The organism is Pseudomonas sp. PVC-3-1 (assembly GCF_057444315.1).
Window position 1 is genome coordinate 5885713 of sequence record NZ_CM172023.1, and the last position, 16075, is coordinate 5901787.

21 protein-coding genes are annotated in these 16075 nt (G+C 59.5%); all 21 read left to right on the plus strand.

Features of this window, described 5'->3' with window-relative positions:
- The first annotated feature begins 53 nt into the window (after window positions 1-53).
- Window positions 54-1493 (plus strand): ATP-dependent nuclease, encoded by a 1440-nt coding sequence (locus tag AC2T4A_RS27175; RefSeq protein ID WP_486742242.1) that lies wholly within the window; start codon window positions 54-56, stop codon window positions 1491-1493.
- 1270 nt (window positions 1494-2763) lie between these two features.
- Window positions 2764-3045: a hypothetical protein gene (locus AC2T4A_RS27180; RefSeq protein WP_486742243.1), complete on the plus strand. Its 282-nt coding sequence runs from the start codon at window positions 2764-2766 to the stop codon at window positions 3043-3045.
- A 33-nt stretch (window positions 3046-3078) separates the two neighbouring features.
- The gene (locus tag AC2T4A_RS27185; RefSeq protein ID WP_486742244.1) at window positions 3079-3363 is read left to right on the plus strand and encodes a hypothetical protein; all 285 of its coding nucleotides are present in this window, start codon (window positions 3079-3081) and stop codon (window positions 3361-3363) included.
- A gap of 261 nt (window positions 3364-3624) precedes the next feature.
- Window positions 3625-4065, plus strand: coding sequence for a hypothetical protein (locus AC2T4A_RS27190; RefSeq protein ID WP_486742245.1), 441 nt, complete (start codon window positions 3625-3627; stop codon window positions 4063-4065).
- 10 nt (window positions 4066-4075) lie between these two features.
- Window positions 4076-4396: a hypothetical protein gene (locus AC2T4A_RS27195; protein ID WP_486742246.1), complete on the plus strand. Its 321-nt coding sequence runs from the start codon at window positions 4076-4078 to the stop codon at window positions 4394-4396.
- Window positions 4393-4785: a hypothetical protein gene (locus AC2T4A_RS27200; RefSeq protein WP_486742247.1), complete on the plus strand. Its 393-nt coding sequence runs from the start codon at window positions 4393-4395 to the stop codon at window positions 4783-4785. Before AC2T4A_RS27195 ends, AC2T4A_RS27200 begins: the two co-directional genes overlap by 4 nt.
- Window positions 4782-4979: a hypothetical protein gene (locus AC2T4A_RS27205; protein ID WP_486742248.1), complete on the plus strand. Its 198-nt coding sequence runs from the start codon at window positions 4782-4784 to the stop codon at window positions 4977-4979. Before AC2T4A_RS27200 ends, AC2T4A_RS27205 begins: the two co-directional genes overlap by 4 nt.
- A 384-nt stretch (window positions 4980-5363) precedes the next feature.
- Window positions 5364-5507, plus strand: a complete 144-nt coding sequence (locus tag AC2T4A_RS27210; protein WP_486742249.1) for a hypothetical protein — start codon at window positions 5364-5366, stop codon at window positions 5505-5507.
- Window positions 5508-5672: 165 nt separating this feature from the next.
- On the plus strand, window positions 5673-6470 hold the full coding sequence (locus tag AC2T4A_RS27215; protein WP_486742250.1) for a hypothetical protein: 798 nt from the start codon (window positions 5673-5675) through the stop codon (window positions 6468-6470).
- Window positions 6467-6793: a hypothetical protein gene (locus AC2T4A_RS27220; RefSeq protein WP_486742251.1), complete on the plus strand. Its 327-nt coding sequence runs from the start codon at window positions 6467-6469 to the stop codon at window positions 6791-6793. Before AC2T4A_RS27215 ends, AC2T4A_RS27220 begins: the two co-directional genes overlap by 4 nt.
- Before the next feature lie 42 nt (window positions 6794-6835).
- Window positions 6836-7567, plus strand: a complete 732-nt coding sequence (locus tag AC2T4A_RS27225; RefSeq protein WP_486742252.1) for an ERF family protein — start codon at window positions 6836-6838, stop codon at window positions 7565-7567.
- A 3-nt stretch (window positions 7568-7570) separates the two neighbouring features.
- On the plus strand, window positions 7571-8188 hold the full coding sequence (locus tag AC2T4A_RS27230; RefSeq protein ID WP_486742253.1) for a lambda exonuclease family protein: 618 nt from the start codon (window positions 7571-7573) through the stop codon (window positions 8186-8188).
- The gene (locus tag AC2T4A_RS27235) at window positions 8185-8532 is read left to right on the plus strand and encodes a LytTR family transcriptional regulator DNA-binding domain-containing protein (protein WP_486742254.1); all 348 of its coding nucleotides are present in this window, start codon (window positions 8185-8187) and stop codon (window positions 8530-8532) included. Before AC2T4A_RS27230 ends, AC2T4A_RS27235 begins: the two co-directional genes overlap by 4 nt.
- Before the next feature lie 8 nt (window positions 8533-8540).
- The gene (locus AC2T4A_RS27240; RefSeq protein ID WP_486742255.1) at window positions 8541-8705 is read left to right on the plus strand and encodes a hypothetical protein; all 165 of its coding nucleotides are present in this window, start codon (window positions 8541-8543) and stop codon (window positions 8703-8705) included.
- A 59-nt stretch (window positions 8706-8764) separates the two neighbouring features.
- Window positions 8765-9013 carry a hypothetical protein gene (locus AC2T4A_RS27245; protein WP_486742256.1) on the plus strand — a complete coding sequence of 83 codons (249 nt, stop codon included), beginning with the start codon at window positions 8765-8767 and terminating at the stop codon, window positions 9011-9013.
- Complete coding sequence (locus AC2T4A_RS27250) at window positions 9006-9887, plus strand: DNA cytosine methyltransferase (protein WP_486742257.1); 882 nt, start codon at window positions 9006-9008, stop codon at window positions 9885-9887. Before AC2T4A_RS27245 ends, AC2T4A_RS27250 begins: the two co-directional genes overlap by 8 nt.
- Window positions 9888-10165: 278 nt before the next feature.
- On the plus strand, window positions 10166-11473 hold the full coding sequence (locus AC2T4A_RS27255) for a hypothetical protein (protein ID WP_486742258.1): 1308 nt from the start codon (window positions 10166-10168) through the stop codon (window positions 11471-11473).
- Between the two features lie 204 nt (window positions 11474-11677).
- Window positions 11678-11881 (plus strand): DUF4224 domain-containing protein, encoded by a 204-nt coding sequence (locus tag AC2T4A_RS27260; RefSeq protein ID WP_243778939.1) that lies wholly within the window; start codon window positions 11678-11680, stop codon window positions 11879-11881.
- Window positions 11882-11891: 10 nt separating this feature from the next.
- Window positions 11892-12890, plus strand: a complete 999-nt coding sequence (locus AC2T4A_RS27265; protein ID WP_486742259.1) for a tyrosine-type recombinase/integrase — start codon at window positions 11892-11894, stop codon at window positions 12888-12890.
- On the plus strand, window positions 12880-13449 hold the full coding sequence (locus AC2T4A_RS27270) for a hypothetical protein (RefSeq protein ID WP_486742260.1): 570 nt from the start codon (window positions 12880-12882) through the stop codon (window positions 13447-13449). Before AC2T4A_RS27265 ends, AC2T4A_RS27270 begins: the two co-directional genes overlap by 11 nt.
- 8 nt (window positions 13450-13457) lie before the next feature.
- Window positions 13458-16025, plus strand: coding sequence for a DNA mismatch repair protein MutS (mutS, locus tag AC2T4A_RS27275; protein ID WP_486742261.1), 2568 nt, complete (start codon window positions 13458-13460; stop codon window positions 16023-16025).
- The last annotated feature ends 50 nt before the right edge of the window (window positions 16026-16075 follow it).

Sequence of the window (16075 nt, forward strand, 5' to 3'; positions counted from 1 at the left end):
GAAAGTATGCGATTAATTTTCCCACTGGAAAATTGATCACGATGGAGATAGCGATGGCCCTTAGCAACGAGATGCGTCGCCTTCAGTCAAAATGGAACAGCGGCGGCGCGTGGCCTAAACGCTTAGAAAGCATTGAGATCAACAACATTCGCGGCTGGACAGGTCAGCGTCTCGATTTCAAGTTCCCGATTGTCGCAATCGTCGGCGAGAACGGCTGCGGAAAAAGCACGGTCATTCAAGCTGCTGCCAGCATCTACAAGGGGCGGAACAAGAAGTCGACTAGATTTGCTTCGGACTTTTTCCCAGCTACCGCATGGGACGATTATCGAAACGCCCAGATTCGATATCACTTCAGAGAAGGTGAGTCGACCAGAACTGGACTAGTTCGCAAGCCAACCACTAGATGGCTAGGTAACGATGAGCGTCCTACCCGTGATGTCGAATATGTGGACCTGAGCCGCATTCAGCCTGTATCTGCGCGTGTTGGCTATTCAAAGATCGCCAAGTCCAATCACATTGAGACCTCAGCGGCCGAATTCGAAGAACGCAGAGTTGAGCGACTCTCTACGATCATGGGGCGGAAGTACAAAGCTGCCAGAATGGCGCTCAGCAACGTAGATGCAAAGCGCAGAATCCCTGTTCTTGAGGATGAAAACTACTCCTACTCAGGCTTTCACCAGGGCACCGGTGAAACAACGATGCTGGAGTTTCTCCAGGCCGACATCAACGAATATGGGATGTTGATCATCGATGAGATCGAGACATCACTTCATCCTCGGGCGCAGCGGCGGCTAATTCGGGCGCTGGCTGAGATCTGCCGTGAGAGGCAAGCACAAATCATTCTGACGACCCACTCCCCCTACATCCTCGACGAGCTCCCTATGGAGGCCAGAATGTACATCCTCGGGAGAGGCCAATCGCGTCAAGTTGTGTCTGGCGTAAGTGCTAATTTTGCAATGACCAACATGGACGATGAGTCCCATCCTGATTGTGAGCTGTATGTCGAGGACGAAGCTGCAAAAGCGATGCTGATTGAGATCATCTCAGCACACGCGCCAAGCCTATCTCGTCGGTGCAGAATCATACCGTTCGGAGCAGCGAATTTGGGTCGAGCCCTTGGCGAAATGGCAGCCAACAAGCGATTCCCACGACCAACTTGTGTTTTCTTGGATGGTGACGTATCAGAATCCAAAGGCTGCATTCTCCTCCCAGGTGATGACGCACCCGAGCGAGTCGTTTTTGAAGCACTGTGCACGTCCAATTGGGGCGCTCTGCACGAGCGCTTAGGAAGGGAGTATTCCAAGGTTGCAGACGCATGTGGAATGGCAATGACATTAGATAATCATCACCAGTGGGTTGACGCAGCTGCTAGCCAACTTCATATCCCTGGCGCATACCTTTGGCAGGCCATGTGCTCGGTTTGGGCCAGCGATGTATTGGACCAGCATGATGCACGCAGAATCATTCAGCATATCGAAGACGAAATGATGTGATGCCCAAAGCCCCGCAGCGCGGGGCTTTTCGTTTCTGGCTCTGCCCGGTAACCTGATCTGCTGTGCTTCGCATGGCGAGCCGCCTCCTGGTGCGCTCAACCTGCTGGAAACGCACCATGAGCAGAAGCCGTCGCAAGACTCCAATATGTGGCATCACCACCGCCGCCAGTGAGCGCTTTGATAAGCAGACCTGGCACCGGTCCTTCCGTAAGGCTGAGCGTCAACGCCTGGCCGTCTCTCCCCTCTCCGAGCCCCACCACTTCCGAGAGTTCAGCGATGACTGGACGATGAACAAGGACGGCAAGTGCTATTGGGGCGAGGAGCATCGCTCCGCTCGGTGGCTGCGGAAATAGCACCGCCCTCCCCTGACACCGAATCCAGAGCCCGCCCCGTGCGGGCTTTGTCGTTTCTGCATCACTCACCTCCTCTACCGGCGATCTCCAATGGAAATATTTTATCTCCATTGGAGTTGACGAAAGTATTTCCATGGGAGATATTTATCTCACGCCGAGCAACACACCGCCGGCCAGGCCAAAGCGCCGAACGCTCTTTAGACAACTCGGGAACCTCGCGGCGGAATCCCCGGAAACGGGCACAGCGCGAGCAATAAATTTCCGCCCGGTGCTGCGGCCGATCCGCAGCCGTGCAAGCCCATGCGTTGCGCGCGAAGTCTCGTGAGTCACCTGCCAATAGACCAAAGAAGCGAACGCAGGAAGTGGGAACGATCCCCGACACGGAAAGCGAGATGGAGAGGAAGGATTTACCACCGCTGAGTACGACGCCGCGCGAGACGCCAGATTGCTGAGCGCGGCGGGAAGCACCGAATCGAATTAGCGCGCCGAGCTTCGGCTGAAGGCGCGCCGGACCTCATGCACCCTGCCCCATCACTCGGGCGCCTGCTCTGTAGCGTGCATGTTGTATGGACCTTTGATCCGCAACGGAGAGAGCTGATTGATGCTGCGGGGAGGAAGAGCGAGCCCAACCACCGAGAACCCAGAACCTGCAATCAGCAGCGGGAGCGGGCATCGCCAGGGATGAGTCCTGGATGACAGCCGGGAAGAGACCGGCATCCAAGCTTAGAACCTTGGAGTCATGAGGGGAGCGGTCTGAATCTGCAGGCTGATGCAGCGGTGCCGGGGTTGGACTCCCCGGGGGTAAAGAGGCCCATTGTCATAGACCGTGCCGTCCCGAAAGACGGCTTAACAGACTAAGCCGGAGATCAGCACCGGCCAGACCGCTCCCCCATGGCTCCGCCAATCAGGAGAAAGAGATGGACCTAATGCATACCGCAGGGCCGTGGCGAGCGGCCCCTACTGGAAAGATCGTAACCGTCGACAAAGGTCGGCCAATTGGTCGCGTATGGAACGGCAAGGTTCGCGCGGAATGGGAAGGAAATGCGAGCCTCATGGCTGCGGCGCCAACCATGTTTGAAGCTCTGGAACGCATCGTCGAACACTACGACATGGATGGCTACGGCGAAGACGCATGGAAGAACCTTGCGCTTGAAATGGCCGATATCGCCAGAGCCGCAATCACCAAGGCCACCGCCTAACGCGCCCTTGCGCATACACACACTGGAGGCGAGATGAGCAAACTCATGGCGTTTCGAGTCGTACACCACGACTCGTGGGGCGAGTACTCGTCCACCGTAATTGCTGAGTCAAAGTGGGATGCCAGCCTTTCTGTCGAAGGAAAGGTCATGCACGTCGGTGACGGTGAAGACCTTTACGCTGGCCTTGTCCTGCGCAGTAGCGGGTGGAGCTTCAGCTGCTCGAAGCCCAACTACCCCGCTGTCTCCGAAGAATGGAGGCAGTACCTGATCAAGCGACATCTGAACCACGGCACCGAAGACCCGCGTTCAGCTGCCTGACTTCCCCGGCAAGGACGCCACCCTTCAATGGGGATGAGAGCTGAGGCTGATCAGCAGCGACGCAGGCTCACAAGCGGGGCGCCGGTGGGCGAAAGCTGGCCGGCTCGGTTAGAACCTGACACTTCACACCCAAGCGGGAGATCAGCACCCGCCATCCCCACCCTACCCCTAATTAGCCCGGCAAGTCCGGGCATTTTTTCGCCTGTATGACGACAGCGAGACAGGACGTTGCCGCATGCACGCGACCACGAGGTCATAGACATGAACGAACTTGGATACGAAGAAGGCGCCACCTGCAACCGTGATGGGTGCGAAGGCGTGATTGAGCTGGAGAAAGTCAGTAACTGCAGCTGCCATATCAGCGCACCGTGCTGGGCACATGAGAACGCTGACATGTGCTGTAAGGAATGTGGGTGGCGCGCGGCGGAAGATCCGCTCTGCGTGCGCGAGATTAATACCATCACTCTGGACCTCTCAGGGTACGGGACCTTCTTTGACAGAAAACCTCGCGTGCTGGACCCGACCAAGATCGATTGGACATGGGAGCCGCACACCGGAGCATCGATGATCAAGAAAGGCGTTTTCCCCATCGGCACCCCGCGCGCCGAGGTTGAAAAGGCTGTGATCGGGACGTTTGGCGGCCGCTTCGAGCACTTCGACGAAAAGAAAGGGAAATTCAAGTACATCGCGTACACCGACTGAGGACGACGCAATGAACGACAGAGAACTGCTTGAACTGGCGGCGAAGGCTTCCGGCATTGAAATTGCCACTTGGAGTAATGCGCAGGCAGGAGGATTCCAGTCGCAAGCTTCGGCCGAAGGAAAATTCTGGAACCCACTCACCGATGATGGCGACTCGCTGCGGCTGGCGGTGAAATTGCGCTTGATGGTTGACCTTCAGGAATCGCTCACAGATGTCTTTGGTGACTGGCCGAGCAGCACGTTACGCGAATACCACGTAGAAGACTCCTTGCAGTCAACCCGCCGCGCCATAGTCCGCGCCGCCGCCGAGATCGGGAGGGCCATGCCATGACCGCCATCCGCAAGCTGCAGGAAGCGTATGACGCTTTGGTGCCTGACGACTCGCCTACCTGGGCCGAGAGTTCGGAGTGGGCGAACATTCACGATGGGTGCGTTACTGATCTGATCCATCGCGGTAAGGCCACGCTGTACGGCCGCACGCTGGTCGAAGCCGACGTGCTCGCCATCAAGGTCCAGAAGGCCGTCGAGGACGCCATGCCCGGCGACTTCGAGTGGAACCTTGGGCAGCTCATGGTCGCCCTCGAAGCCGACAACTTCGCCGAAGCCAAGCGCCTCATGCGCTGCCTATTCGGCAAGGACAAAATCCGCGATCTGGCCGGCGATCTGGTCAACGCGAAGGAAGACGAAATCTACCGGCTGTATGTGCAGGAGGCGGCATGAGCATCATCCGAGAGAACCTGATGACTCGTCCCGGCTATACGCCTTACTGCGGTAAAGGGGGATGCATCTTTTCGATGCCTCGCACCACCCGGGATGGGGAGCAGTTCAAGTGCCGCTGTGGTTGGCGCTCTCAGTTCCCTGAGGACTTTATCGCTGAGTACAAGGCCAAGTGGCATCCGGAGGCGAAGCAATGAACTTCATCGCAAGCTCCTTCCCCGCCCTAATCCAAGCCCTGCAATCGCAGGGCTTTTCGTATCTGGAGTTCAGGAGATCGCCGTTTAAGTGCAAGGGCATGTGGCGGTGTGAGATGGAGGTGCCGAAATGAGCCAGTGCAAGTTCGATATCTGCTGGGTCGGCAGGTGCAAGGGCGAGGCAACGCATGGCGATTTCTGCGGAAAGCACTCCGAAACACGCTGCTGCGTTTGCCATGAGCAGGCCGTTACTGAATGCAATCACACCGGACAGTTCGTCTGCGGCGCCCCTCTCTGCGCGAACTGCGAAGGTCACACAGACACCAGCCAGTCCCCTGGTGGTTGGGGATTCATGAATCACACCCACCGCCAGAAGGAGCCAAAGCCATGAAGTTCAAGACCATCGACCTCGGCTGGCTCGGCGCCCTTGCGTTGCTGTTCCTCTTCTTCAAGGCCATCGACGTTGCGAACGGCTGGACTGCCGAGCAGCCTGCCTACCCCATCACGCACGCCAGCACGGGGCGCCGGTAAGCCGGATAGCCGTGAGCCGGTAGGCGGTTAGTCCGGCGCCATCAACGCCGCCAGATGTGGTCTGGAGCGCACCCTTTACCGGCTAGTACAGCGGTTTTCTCACGCCTGGATGACACATCCGAGTGGCGCACGTTACGCGCCTTTCCCTTCTACCTGGAGAACGATATGACGACTGACAACAGTATCGTCTCACCTGATTCTCGCATCGTAGTCCAATTCAGCTGTGGCGCGGCCTCTGCCGTAGCCGCGAAGCTGGCCATAGCTCAGTACGGGGCTACCCACGATGTGCAAATCCTGAATGCCTTCATAGCTAACGAGCACGAAGACAACAGACGATTTCTAATTGACTGCGAAGCATGGTTTGGACGCCAAGTGACGGTACTCCGCGATGAAAAATATGGAGCGGACGCCCATGAAGTTTTCAGGCGAGAGCGGTTCATGAAGAACCAGTTTGGAGCCCCATGCACCAAGATCCTCAAGCGACGTTTACTAGACAGCTGGAAGAAGCCAGGCGATGTCATGGTGTTTGGCTATACAGCCGAAGAAGCAGATCGGCTAGACGACTTCCGCGAGAGGAATCCAGACAGACCTGTTGTTGCTCCGCTGATCGAGCGAGGTCTTGGAAAAGAAGACTGTAAAGCAATGATCCAACGTGCTGGTATCGAACTACCGATGATGTACCGACTTGGCTACGAGAACGCGAACTGTATTGGTTGCGTGAAAGGCGGGGAAGGTTACTTCAGAGCTATACGCCAGGATTTCCCAGAACAATTCGAGGCGCTTTGTGTGATCCAGGATTCACTTGGCCCAGGGTCCTACCTATTCAGAGACAGAGCGACAAATACCAGGCGGTCTCTTCGTGATCTTGGAGAGGGCCCTGTCAGAAGAAACGAAAAGATTCCGGCCTGCTCCTTCTTTTGCGAGCTGGCAGAAGCCGATCTCATCTACAAGGAGTCAGCATGATTCATCAAGTTGCAGAAACATACTGGATCAAGCTCTACCTGTCCGGCCCCATCGAAATAGCCAAGAACATCATTCGTCAGGAGTGCCTGCGCGAAGGGCTATGCATAACGATAGATCCAACCACCTTTATCTACACAGGTGGAGAGGAGACAGGGTATGTGGTTGGTCTCATCAACTATCCGCGTTTCCCTACTTCTCCAGAGGCTCTTGAAGATCGAGCGCGCCAACTCATGCATTTGCTGCTGGAAGGTACTTACCAGCATTCGGCTCTCATGATGACTCCCACCACCACTGAGTGGGTAAGCATCAGACCTCAGGCATAACCCCTCCCTTCACTGGCTGCGCATGCGCGGCGAGGTATTACCATGTCTCAAGTACAGCGAGTCGAGCAGGCTGATAAGCCGCTCGCCGTAGCAGGCGGAAACGCCGAAGTCCTTTCCGTGATTATGCGGGTAGCAGCCGACCCAAACTGCGACTTGGAGAAGATGGAACGTCTGCTCCAGATGCACGAACGCATGCAGGCGCAACAGGCCAAGGTCGAGTTCAGCGCTGCCATGGCCGCCATGCAGTGCGATATCCCCAGCATTGCAGAGCGCGGCAAGGCTCACGGGAACATCCGCTACGCCACCCTGGAAGACATCAACGACGTGATCAAGCCGATCATGCAGCGCTATGGCTTCGCCATGTCATTCCGCGTCGAGCACCACCAGGGCGGCATCAACGTAACCGGCGTACTCATGCACCGTGCTGGCCACCGAGAAGAGACAACCATCCTCCTGCCCAGTGATACCAGCGGCAGCAAGAACGCTGTGCAGGCCGTGGCCTCCTCCGTCAGCTACGGCAAGCGATATGTGATGTGCGCCATGCTGAACATCACCACCCGTGGCGAGGACGACGATGGAAACGCCGCCGCACCGACGAAGACTGTCACCGCAGCACAGGCTGCGCAGCTCAGCCGCATGCTCGCCAAGTGTAGCGAGAAGGCACAGCAGGCCTTCGAGTCTATGCACGGAACACCTGAGCAGGTGGCAAAGGCTGATTTTGACCATGTGCTGGCCGCGCTCACCAAGTCTGCAGAGAACAATGCGCAGGGGTGATCCATGCAAATCATCAGAGATGTGGCCCAGGGGTCGCCCGAGTGGCTGGCTGTGCGGCTAGGAATTTTGACCTGCTCCGAGCTGGCCCCTGTGCTGGTGAATGGCAAGGGTCCAAGCGGCTTCGGTGTTGAAGCCATCAGCTACATGGACCAGCTGATTGGTGAGCGGATCACCGAAGAGGCGGCTGCTCCATTCGGTGGGAACTCGCATACGCAACGCGGGCATGAACTGGAAGATGTGGCCCGCGACCTGTATGTGGCCCGCACCGGGTCAGAGCTGGAACAGGTCGCGATCATCCTGAACCACGGAGCCGGCTACTCACCTGACTCTCTGGTTGGCGCCAACGGGCTAACCGAGATAAAGACCAAGCTGCCTAAGTTTCAGGTAAGCGTGATCCTCGCGAACGAAGTCCCCAAAGAACACGTGGCCCAATGCCAGGGCGGCCTGTGGATCAGCGAGCGCGAATGGATCGACTTCATCAGCTACTGGCCGGGCATGCCCCTGTTCATCAAGCGCATGTACCGCGACGAAGCCATGATCGCCAAGATCGCCGAGCGCGTAGCAGCCTTCTACGAGCTTCTGGAGGCGCGCATGGAGCGAGTCATGGAGGTGGCCGTATGAGAACCATCATCACTGCCCAGCTATTCGGCAAGAAGCTGTCTATCCCAGTCTCACAGATCACCCACTTCACCAGCGGCGACAAATACGTCACTGCGCACTACCCGGGCGGTGAGCTGATTCTGAACGACACGCTCAACGCCCTGGAAACAGAGTTCTGGGCGTACACCACCCGAGTCCACCGCGGCGCTCTGGTCAAGACGCACCTGATCAAGACCATGTTCCGCGACGAACAGAACAAGAACGCCCTGCTCCGTTTGGTAGGCGTGGACGGCTACATCAAGGTCAGCCGGCCGCACATCTCGGAAGTCGCGCAGATCATCGACAGCCGCGCGATGGCGGCATAGGTGGCGCCATGAGCAGACCTCTCTGCCTTCACTTCGCCTACTACCAGGGGCGCAAGGCACGTGATGCGCACGAAGCATGCGAGCCACCCCATGGTTTCAGCGCCGCGCGCTTCTGGTGGCTGGCCGGCTGGAACGATCGCGACATCGAGTGCCACGCCCTCGACGCTGCATAACCCCATCACCACGCCATCCGCTGCACTCGCGGCGCGGCGGCGCTCTACCTGGAGAAACCATGATCGCCCAGATCGGAATCGCGCTCTTCGGAGTGATCGCAGTATGGCTGTCTCAGGCATCCAACGCTGAGCACAGGAGATACGCCTGCCTGTTCGGCATGGCCTCGCAGCCGTTCTGGTTCTACTCCGCCTACACCGCGCAACAGTGGGGAATCCTAGCTCTGTGCTTCCTATATGCAGCCTCTTGGCTGAGAGGGTTCCACACGCACTGGGTGAAACAATACTTCGAACGGAGATGCCATGAATGAGTTGGCTATTTTCGCAGGCGCTGGTGGAGGAATTCTCGGTGGCCACCTGCTCGGCTGGCGTACCGTCTGCGCCGTTGAGCGTGATGCCTACGCAGCACAAGTTCTGGCGCAACGACAAAACGATGGAATCCTCCCGCCTTTCCCAATTTGGTCTGACGTGTGCAGTTTTGACGGAAGACCTTGGCGCTGGCTTGTTGACGTGGTTTCTGGCGGATTCCCGTGTCAGGACATATCAGCTGCCGGGAATGGCATCGGAATCACTGGAGCCCGCTCAGGACTCTGGAAGCAGATGGCAAGAATTGTCCGTGAGATACGACCTCGAAAGGTCTACATGGAGAACTCACCTCTGCTTGTGGGACGAGGACTTGCCGTGGTCCTCGGTGACCTTGCCGAAATGGGGTATGACGCGCGATTGGGCATTGTTGGAGCGGCTGATCTCGGCGCCCCTCACCAGCGCGATCGAATCTCTATCAAGCGCAGTGAAGCAATGGCCAACGCCGACTGCGACCTTAGCCAGCAAGAGTGGTCGGATAACCCCTCGCAAGAGCAGGGAGGGTGGAACCCTGATAGAAGCCGTTTCTGCCAGGACTTGGCCAACGCCAGTCGCGAGCGCGAGCGCGAGCGCGAGCGCGAGCGCGAGCGCGAGCAAAGGATCGTCGCCGGCGGCGCTGAAGCGCAAGTCGGGAGCAGACCGATCCAACGACAGGCTGGACCATGCGGTTATGGCTACGGACGGTGGCCAACTGAACCCGGAATGGGTCGAGTGGCTAATGGGGTGGCCAATCGGGTGGACCGCATTAAAGCCCTTGGAAATGGACAAGTTCCACGAGTGGCAGCGGCAGCATTCGAAATCCTCACCGCAGAAGACATCTAGCGCAGCTTGATCCGGACCCATGCCGGGCCATCCGAACCTACCCCACTCCATGCCATTGCGCCACTACGGCGCGAGGAACCAGCCATGCAACCACGTAGCAGGGCGCGCATCGTCGCGCCCGTCGAAGACTACTCGCACCACCAGGAACCGCTGGAAGCTGCGCTTAACCTGATCCGGCGCCTGAAGGTATACGCGGACCGTAGCGCCTCACCGATAGCCCACGAGCTTTGCGTTGAAGCGACTGAGTTCGTGGCGAAGCACAGTAAAGGAGTTCGAGCATGACTACAGAACACGAACTGCCCGCCGACCTCGACAACCTGATCGCAGGGCTTCGGATCGAGAACATCAACCTGAAGCTGGCGGCGAAGCAGAAGGATCGCGCACTAGCTGGGATGCTTTTTGCCTTCGACGACGGTGTGGGTCAGGAATGGAGCGCTCCAGTTCTCGACTTTGCGCGGAAACTGGTCAAGGCGAAAGAGTTCGACGCCTCGCAGCAGGAGGATCAGTGCATCAGCGATACCGGAAGCTGCGGCGCAGGCGGGTATTGCGCTGAGTGCCCGCGCAAGCACCCCGAGCAGGCAGAGGGCGCGCAGGGGGAGCGGGAGGCGTTTGAGGCGTGGTGGGAAAGCTCAGGCCTAACCAAGTTCAAGGACACTGCGCAGGCCGCATGGGAAGCCCGCGCCGCCCTGGCGCAACCCTCCCCGGCGCCGGAGCTGGTATCTCAGGTAGCTTTCGTCATGCGCAATATCGGCGCTTTGGAGGCCGAGGACATCGACGGTGACAACGTGGACCTGCGTTTCGAAGACGCTGACGGCCGCGATAAGGGCTGTGATGTTTCGATTGTCGAATACGCCGAGAAGGCCGCCGACTTGCTGGAGCAGAACGACCGCATCGTTGGGGCGCTGCGGGCTGAGAACGCGAAGCTTCATGAAGAGAAACTTGAGTGGGTGCGCCGAGCCAGCCGTCCCTGTTGCGCCGAGGAACATGCCGCCCAAGAACTGCTTTTTGAGACGCAGCAGAAGCTCAACGCCGCCAAGGCCAGGGTGGTGGAGCTGGAGCTGAAGCTTTCCACGTCCGACTACGCCTACGACAGCCGCCACGACCATATGCGCGGTATGGCGCGGGAAGCGGCGGATGCCATCCAAGTCTTCACCGGGCACGACAGCGTGACGAGCCTGACACATCGCTACGGCGAGAAGTGGTGGGAGCCGCTGAACGAGTTGCGCGACATGCTTCAGGCCTTCGTGAAAGGAGCACCGGTCGCCCAGGCTGGGCAGGTTCCGGAGACGACCAACGAGGAAGCCAACTCTTTCCTGCGGATAGCTGACGCCGGCCAGTTCAAGGACAACGCAGTCGCTGTGCGGACGGCGGCAGTGATCATCCGTGGCCTGCTGAATCGCCCGGCCATCATGCAATCCATCATCCGCCACCGTATCGGACTTACCCCGGAGTATGAGGGTCAGTGGCATGCGGACCTGTACGGCGAGGCTGGAGAGGTTCAACACCATGCCGAAGCTGACACACCAGATGAAGCCATGCGCGCAGTAGTAGCGCTCGCCGCCGCGCCGGCGCAGGGAGGTGAGTGATGATCGCAATCCACTTCGTGCGCGAGACCGGAAAGACCGCCTGCGGGCTACGACCAGTCGGCCTGGCGTGGTCACACGACAAGCCATCCACCACCTGCATGCGCTGCAAGATCTGGCTCAGGTGGAGCGAAAGCAAGCAGCCGAAGGCATGACTACCCCCCCAACACTGAACCCGCCGGCGCCAGCCGGCGAGGAGGCCTCGTCATGTTCATGACACAGGAAGAAGTGGCCGACCTGACCGGCCGCACCCGCGCCAGCGCGCAGATCCGCTGGCTCGACGAGCATCAGCTCGGCTACGTGATCGACGCAAACGGGCGTCCGAAGGTCCTGCGGGAGGTAGTATTGTCCCGTCTGGGCTCTCGCCAACAGCAGAAGAAAGAGCCGCGGCTTCGCCTGACAGGCTCGTGAGGAGAGAGGCATGCGCCCGAGGAAGAAGGACCGTCACCTGCCGGCGTGCATGTATCACAAGCACGGCGCGTACTACCTGGTGAGGAAAGGGAAATGGGAGCGCCTGGGCGAGGATTACCAGGCGTCGCTGCTGGAGTACGCCCGGAAGACTTCCCAGACGAGCATTGGCGGAATGGCAGCGCTGATCGACAAAGCGCTGAAGCACCACATCAAGATCAAGAAGCTCGCGGCGAACACGGTGCTGCAGTATGAGCAGGCTGCGGAGCGGCTGAAGGACATCTTCGCCGAGTTCGAACCTGAGCAGGTGCTGCCGAAGCATATCGCGGCGGTGAAGGTCGACCTGGCCGGCACGCCGAACATGTGCAACCGGATTTTGTCCTTCGCCCGGGTGGTGTTCGGCTATGCCCTTGAGTGGGGAATGGTGGACTCCAACCCCTGTGTCGGCATCAAGCGGCATGAGGAGGCGCGCCGCGATCGATACATCACGGACGCGGAGTTCGCAGCGATCCTCAACGCCTGCAGCCCATACATTCGAAACATCCTGGAGATGGCCTACCTCACCGGGCAGCGGATCAGCGACGTGATCAGCATCCACCTCTCCGACATTTCCGAGGACGGGATTTCCTTCACCCAGCAGAAGACCGGGGCGAAGCTCATCGTCTCGATGACCCCAGACCTCGAAGAGGTCATTGCCAAGGCGAAGGCTCTCCCGCGCAAGATCCGCACTCTCACCCTGTTCTGCGCGCGCGCCGGGCGCCCGGTGTCCTACCACACGGTCAAGGAAGCGTTCGCCAAGGCCAGGGAGCAAGTCGGTGTAACCGACGTGACCATCCACGATATCCGTGCGAAGTCACTGACCGACGCCGACAACGAAGGGAAGAACGCCCAGGCCTTGGGTGGCCACTCCGACCCGAGAATGACTGCGCGATACCTTCGCGGGCGGTTGCCGAAGATCGCTCAGGCCCCGACAATGCCGGTCAAATTAAGGAATGGTGCGCATGGAGAGTGACCTTCCGAAGTGTGTGTACCTGAAGCATGGTGCGTATTACCTGGTGAAGGGAGGCAAATGGCACTTCCTCACCCGGGACCGAAGCGGGGTGAACGAGCAGCTGTTCCTCCGCTTCGGTTTCGTTGACGGGGTGGTACCCACCAGATGGAAGGAGCATCAACGCCGTAACGCCATGGAGACGTACATGGCTTCGGTACTTGTGCGAGCGCGTCAGAATGCAAAAGGCCGGAAGCGCGTGAAGGACTTCACGTTGACGGTTGATCAGGCGATTGAGCTGCTGAGGGCGACCAAATACCGGTGCTCAGTGACAGGCACGCCGCTTTCGCTTGAGGTGCTCTCCCACGATGGCAGAAAGCCTTTCGCGCCGAGCATAGATCGAATTGACAACAGCATGGGCTACACAAACGAGAACTGCAGGATAGTTTGCCTGGCTGCGAATATCGCAATGAATACCTGGGGTGAGCATGTCCTCAAGACGATGCTGGGGTATGCCAAGAAGCTGCCGAGTATTGGACAATCGCCAAAAATCAAAAACTCAGTAAAAGACAAAGCACTGTAAGTTATTGAATGGAAAACCTTTCTCAGCACACACCGATGATGCAACAGTACTGGAGGCTGAAGAACCAGCACCCGGATCAACTGATGTTCTACCGCATGGGCGACTTCTATGAGCTGTTCTACGAGGACGCCAAGAAAGCCGCCAAGCTGCTGGACATCACCCTGACCGCGCGCGGCCAGTCCGCCGGCAATTCCATTCCGATGGCCGGCATCCCCTTCCACTCCGCCGAAGGCTATCTGGCCAAACTGGTGAAGCTCGGCGAATCGGTGGTGATCTGCGAGCAGATCGGCGACCCGGCCACCAGCAAGGGGCCAGTTGAGCGCCAAGTTGTACGCATCCTGACTCCCGGCACCGTCAGCGACGAAGCACTGCTCGACGAGCGCCGCGACAACCTGATCGCGGCCGTACTGGGTGACGAGCGCCTGTTCGGTCTGGCAGTCCTGGATATCACCAGCGGTCGATTCAACGTCCAGGAAATAAAAGGCTGGGAAACGCTGCTGGCCGAACTGGAGCGCCTGAATCCCGCCGAGCTGCTGATCCCCGACGACTGGCCCCAGGGCCTGCCGGCGGAGAAGCGCCGTGGCGCGCACCGCCGCGCCCCCTGGGACTTTGATCGTGACTCGGCGAAGAAGGGCCTGTGCCAGCAGTTCGGCGTGCAGGACCTCAAGGGCTTCGGCTGCCAGGAGCTGACCCTGGCCATCGGCGCCGCGGGCTGCCTGCTGACCTATGCCAAGGAAACCCAGCGCACCGCCTTGCCGCACTTGCGCAGCCTGCGTCACGAGCGGATCGACGACACCGTGATCCTCGATGGCGCCAGCCGCCGCAACCTGGAACTGGACACCAACCTCGCCGGCGGCCGCGACAACACCCTGCAATCGGTGGTCGACCGCTGCCAGACTGCCATGGGCAGCCGCCTGCTGACCCGTTGGCTGAACCGCCCGCTGCGCGACCGAGCCGTGCTCGAAGCTCGCCAGGAGTCCATTGCCTGCCTGCTGGAGCGCTATCGCTTCGAAATCCTTCAGCCGCAACTGAAAGAAATCGGCGACGTCGAACGAATCCTCGCCCGTATCGGCCTGCGCAACGCCCGTCCGCGCGACCTCGCCCGCTTACGCGATGCCCTCGCCGCCCTGCCGGAACTGCAGAATGGCATGACAGAGCTGGAGGCCCCGCACCTGGGCGAACTGGCCGTCAGCATCCGTACCTATCCGGAACTGGCGGACCTGCTGGCCCGCGCCGTGATTGAGAACCCGCCGGCGGTGATCCGCGACGGCGGCGTCATTGCCCGTGGCTACGACGCCGAGCTGGACGAACTGCAAATGCTCAGCGAGAACGCCGGCCAGTACCTGATGGATCTGGAGACTCGGGAGAAAGCCCGCACCGGCCTGCCGAACCTGAAGGTCGGCTACAACCGCATCCACGGTTACTACATCGAGCTGCCCCGGGTGCAGGCCGAACAGGCTCCTGCCGACTACATCCGCCGTCAGACCCTGAAAGGCGCCGAGCGCTTCATCACCCCGGAGCTCAAGGCCTTCGAAGACAAGGCGCTGTCAGCCCAGAGCCGCGCTCTGGCCCGCGAGAAACAGCTTTACGAAGAACTGCTGGAACTGCTGATCGGCCAACTGGCGCCGCTGCAGGACACCGCTGCCGCCCTGGCCGAACTGGATGTGCTGTCCAACCTTGCCGAACGCGCACTGAACCTCGACCTGAACCGCCCGCGCTTCGTCGAAGAGTCCGGCATCCTCATCGAGCAAGGCCGCCACCCGGTGGTCGAGCAGGTACTGGATACGCCATTCGTCGCCAATGACCTGAACCTCGACGAAGACACTCGCATGTTGGTGATTACCGGCCCGAACATGGGCGGTAAATCGACTTATATGCGGCAAACAGCGCTGATCGTGCTGCTGGCACATATCGGCAGTTTCGTCCCGGCCGCACGCTGTGAACTGTCTCTGGTGGACCGCATTTTCACTCGTATCGGCTCCTCCGACGACCTCGCCGGTGGCCGCTCCACCTTCATGGTGGAAATGAGTGAAACCGCCAATATCCTGCACAATGCCAGCGACCGCAGTCTGGTGCTGATGGACGAAGTGGGCCGTGGCACCAGCACCTTCGACGGACTGTCTCTCGCCTGGTCCGCCGCCGAACACCTGGCAAAACTGCGTGCCTTTACCCTGTTCGCGACTCACTATTTCGAGCTGACCGTGCTGCCCGAAAGCGAGCCCGCGGTGGCCAACGTTCACCTGAACGCCACCGAACACAACGAGCGCATCGTGTTCCTGCACCACGTGCTGCCCGGCCCAGCCAGCCAAAGTTACGGCCTCGCGGTTGCACAACTGGCTGGCGTGCCGGGTGCGGTAATTCAGCGCGCCCGCGAACATCTGTTGCGCCTGGAAACCACCAGCCTGCCCCACGAAGCGCCGCGTTCGACCGACCCGAAAAGCCCAGCACCACTACAAAGCGACCTGTTTGCCAGCCTGCCGCACCCGATTGTCGAAGAGCTGATGCGTGTCAGCCCCGATGACCTGACTCCGCGCCAAGCTCTCGAATTGTTATATGCATGGAAGATGCGGGTCTGACGGACCGCTGGACAAGCTGCTAGAATCGCGCGCGCTTAGCCGCCCGCCTG

What these genes read in the sequence shown, in the direction of transcription:
- AC2T4A_RS27175 (WP_486742242.1), top strand. Translation starts at nt 54, where the DNA reads ATGGCCCTTAGCAACGAGATGCGTCGCCTTCAGTCAAAATGGAACAGC.
- AC2T4A_RS27180 (WP_486742243.1), top strand. Translation starts at nt 2,764, where the DNA reads ATGGACCTAATGCATACCGCAGGGCCGTGGCGAGCGGCCCCTACTGGA.
- AC2T4A_RS27185 (WP_486742244.1), top strand. Translation starts at nt 3,079, where the DNA reads ATGAGCAAACTCATGGCGTTTCGAGTCGTACACCACGACTCGTGGGGC.
- AC2T4A_RS27190 (WP_486742245.1), top strand. Translation starts at nt 3,625, where the DNA reads ATGAACGAACTTGGATACGAAGAAGGCGCCACCTGCAACCGTGATGGG.
- AC2T4A_RS27195 (WP_486742246.1), top strand. Translation starts at nt 4,076, where the DNA reads ATGAACGACAGAGAACTGCTTGAACTGGCGGCGAAGGCTTCCGGCATT.
- AC2T4A_RS27200 (WP_486742247.1), top strand. Translation starts at nt 4,393, where the DNA reads ATGACCGCCATCCGCAAGCTGCAGGAAGCGTATGACGCTTTGGTGCCT.
- AC2T4A_RS27205 (WP_486742248.1), top strand. Translation starts at nt 4,782, where the DNA reads ATGAGCATCATCCGAGAGAACCTGATGACTCGTCCCGGCTATACGCCT.
- AC2T4A_RS27210 (WP_486742249.1), top strand. Translation starts at nt 5,364, where the DNA reads ATGAAGTTCAAGACCATCGACCTCGGCTGGCTCGGCGCCCTTGCGTTG.
- AC2T4A_RS27215 (WP_486742250.1), top strand. Translation starts at nt 5,673, where the DNA reads ATGACGACTGACAACAGTATCGTCTCACCTGATTCTCGCATCGTAGTC.
- AC2T4A_RS27220 (WP_486742251.1), top strand. Translation starts at nt 6,467, where the DNA reads ATGATTCATCAAGTTGCAGAAACATACTGGATCAAGCTCTACCTGTCC.
- AC2T4A_RS27225 (WP_486742252.1), top strand. Translation starts at nt 6,836, where the DNA reads ATGTCTCAAGTACAGCGAGTCGAGCAGGCTGATAAGCCGCTCGCCGTA.
- AC2T4A_RS27230 (WP_486742253.1), top strand. Translation starts at nt 7,571, where the DNA reads ATGCAAATCATCAGAGATGTGGCCCAGGGGTCGCCCGAGTGGCTGGCT.
- AC2T4A_RS27235 (WP_486742254.1), top strand. Translation starts at nt 8,185, where the DNA reads ATGAGAACCATCATCACTGCCCAGCTATTCGGCAAGAAGCTGTCTATC.
- AC2T4A_RS27240 (WP_486742255.1), top strand. Translation starts at nt 8,541, where the DNA reads ATGAGCAGACCTCTCTGCCTTCACTTCGCCTACTACCAGGGGCGCAAG.
- AC2T4A_RS27245 (WP_486742256.1), top strand. Translation starts at nt 8,765, where the DNA reads ATGATCGCCCAGATCGGAATCGCGCTCTTCGGAGTGATCGCAGTATGG.
- AC2T4A_RS27250 (WP_486742257.1), top strand. Translation starts at nt 9,006, where the DNA reads ATGAATGAGTTGGCTATTTTCGCAGGCGCTGGTGGAGGAATTCTCGGT.
- AC2T4A_RS27255 (WP_486742258.1), top strand. Translation starts at nt 10,166, where the DNA reads ATGACTACAGAACACGAACTGCCCGCCGACCTCGACAACCTGATCGCA.
- AC2T4A_RS27260 (WP_243778939.1), top strand. Translation starts at nt 11,678, where the DNA reads ATGTTCATGACACAGGAAGAAGTGGCCGACCTGACCGGCCGCACCCGC.
- AC2T4A_RS27265 (WP_486742259.1), top strand. Translation starts at nt 11,892, where the DNA reads ATGCGCCCGAGGAAGAAGGACCGTCACCTGCCGGCGTGCATGTATCAC.
- AC2T4A_RS27270 (WP_486742260.1), top strand. Translation starts at nt 12,880, where the DNA reads ATGGAGAGTGACCTTCCGAAGTGTGTGTACCTGAAGCATGGTGCGTAT.
- mutS (WP_486742261.1), top strand. Translation starts at nt 13,458, where the DNA reads ATGGAAAACCTTTCTCAGCACACACCGATGATGCAACAGTACTGGAGG.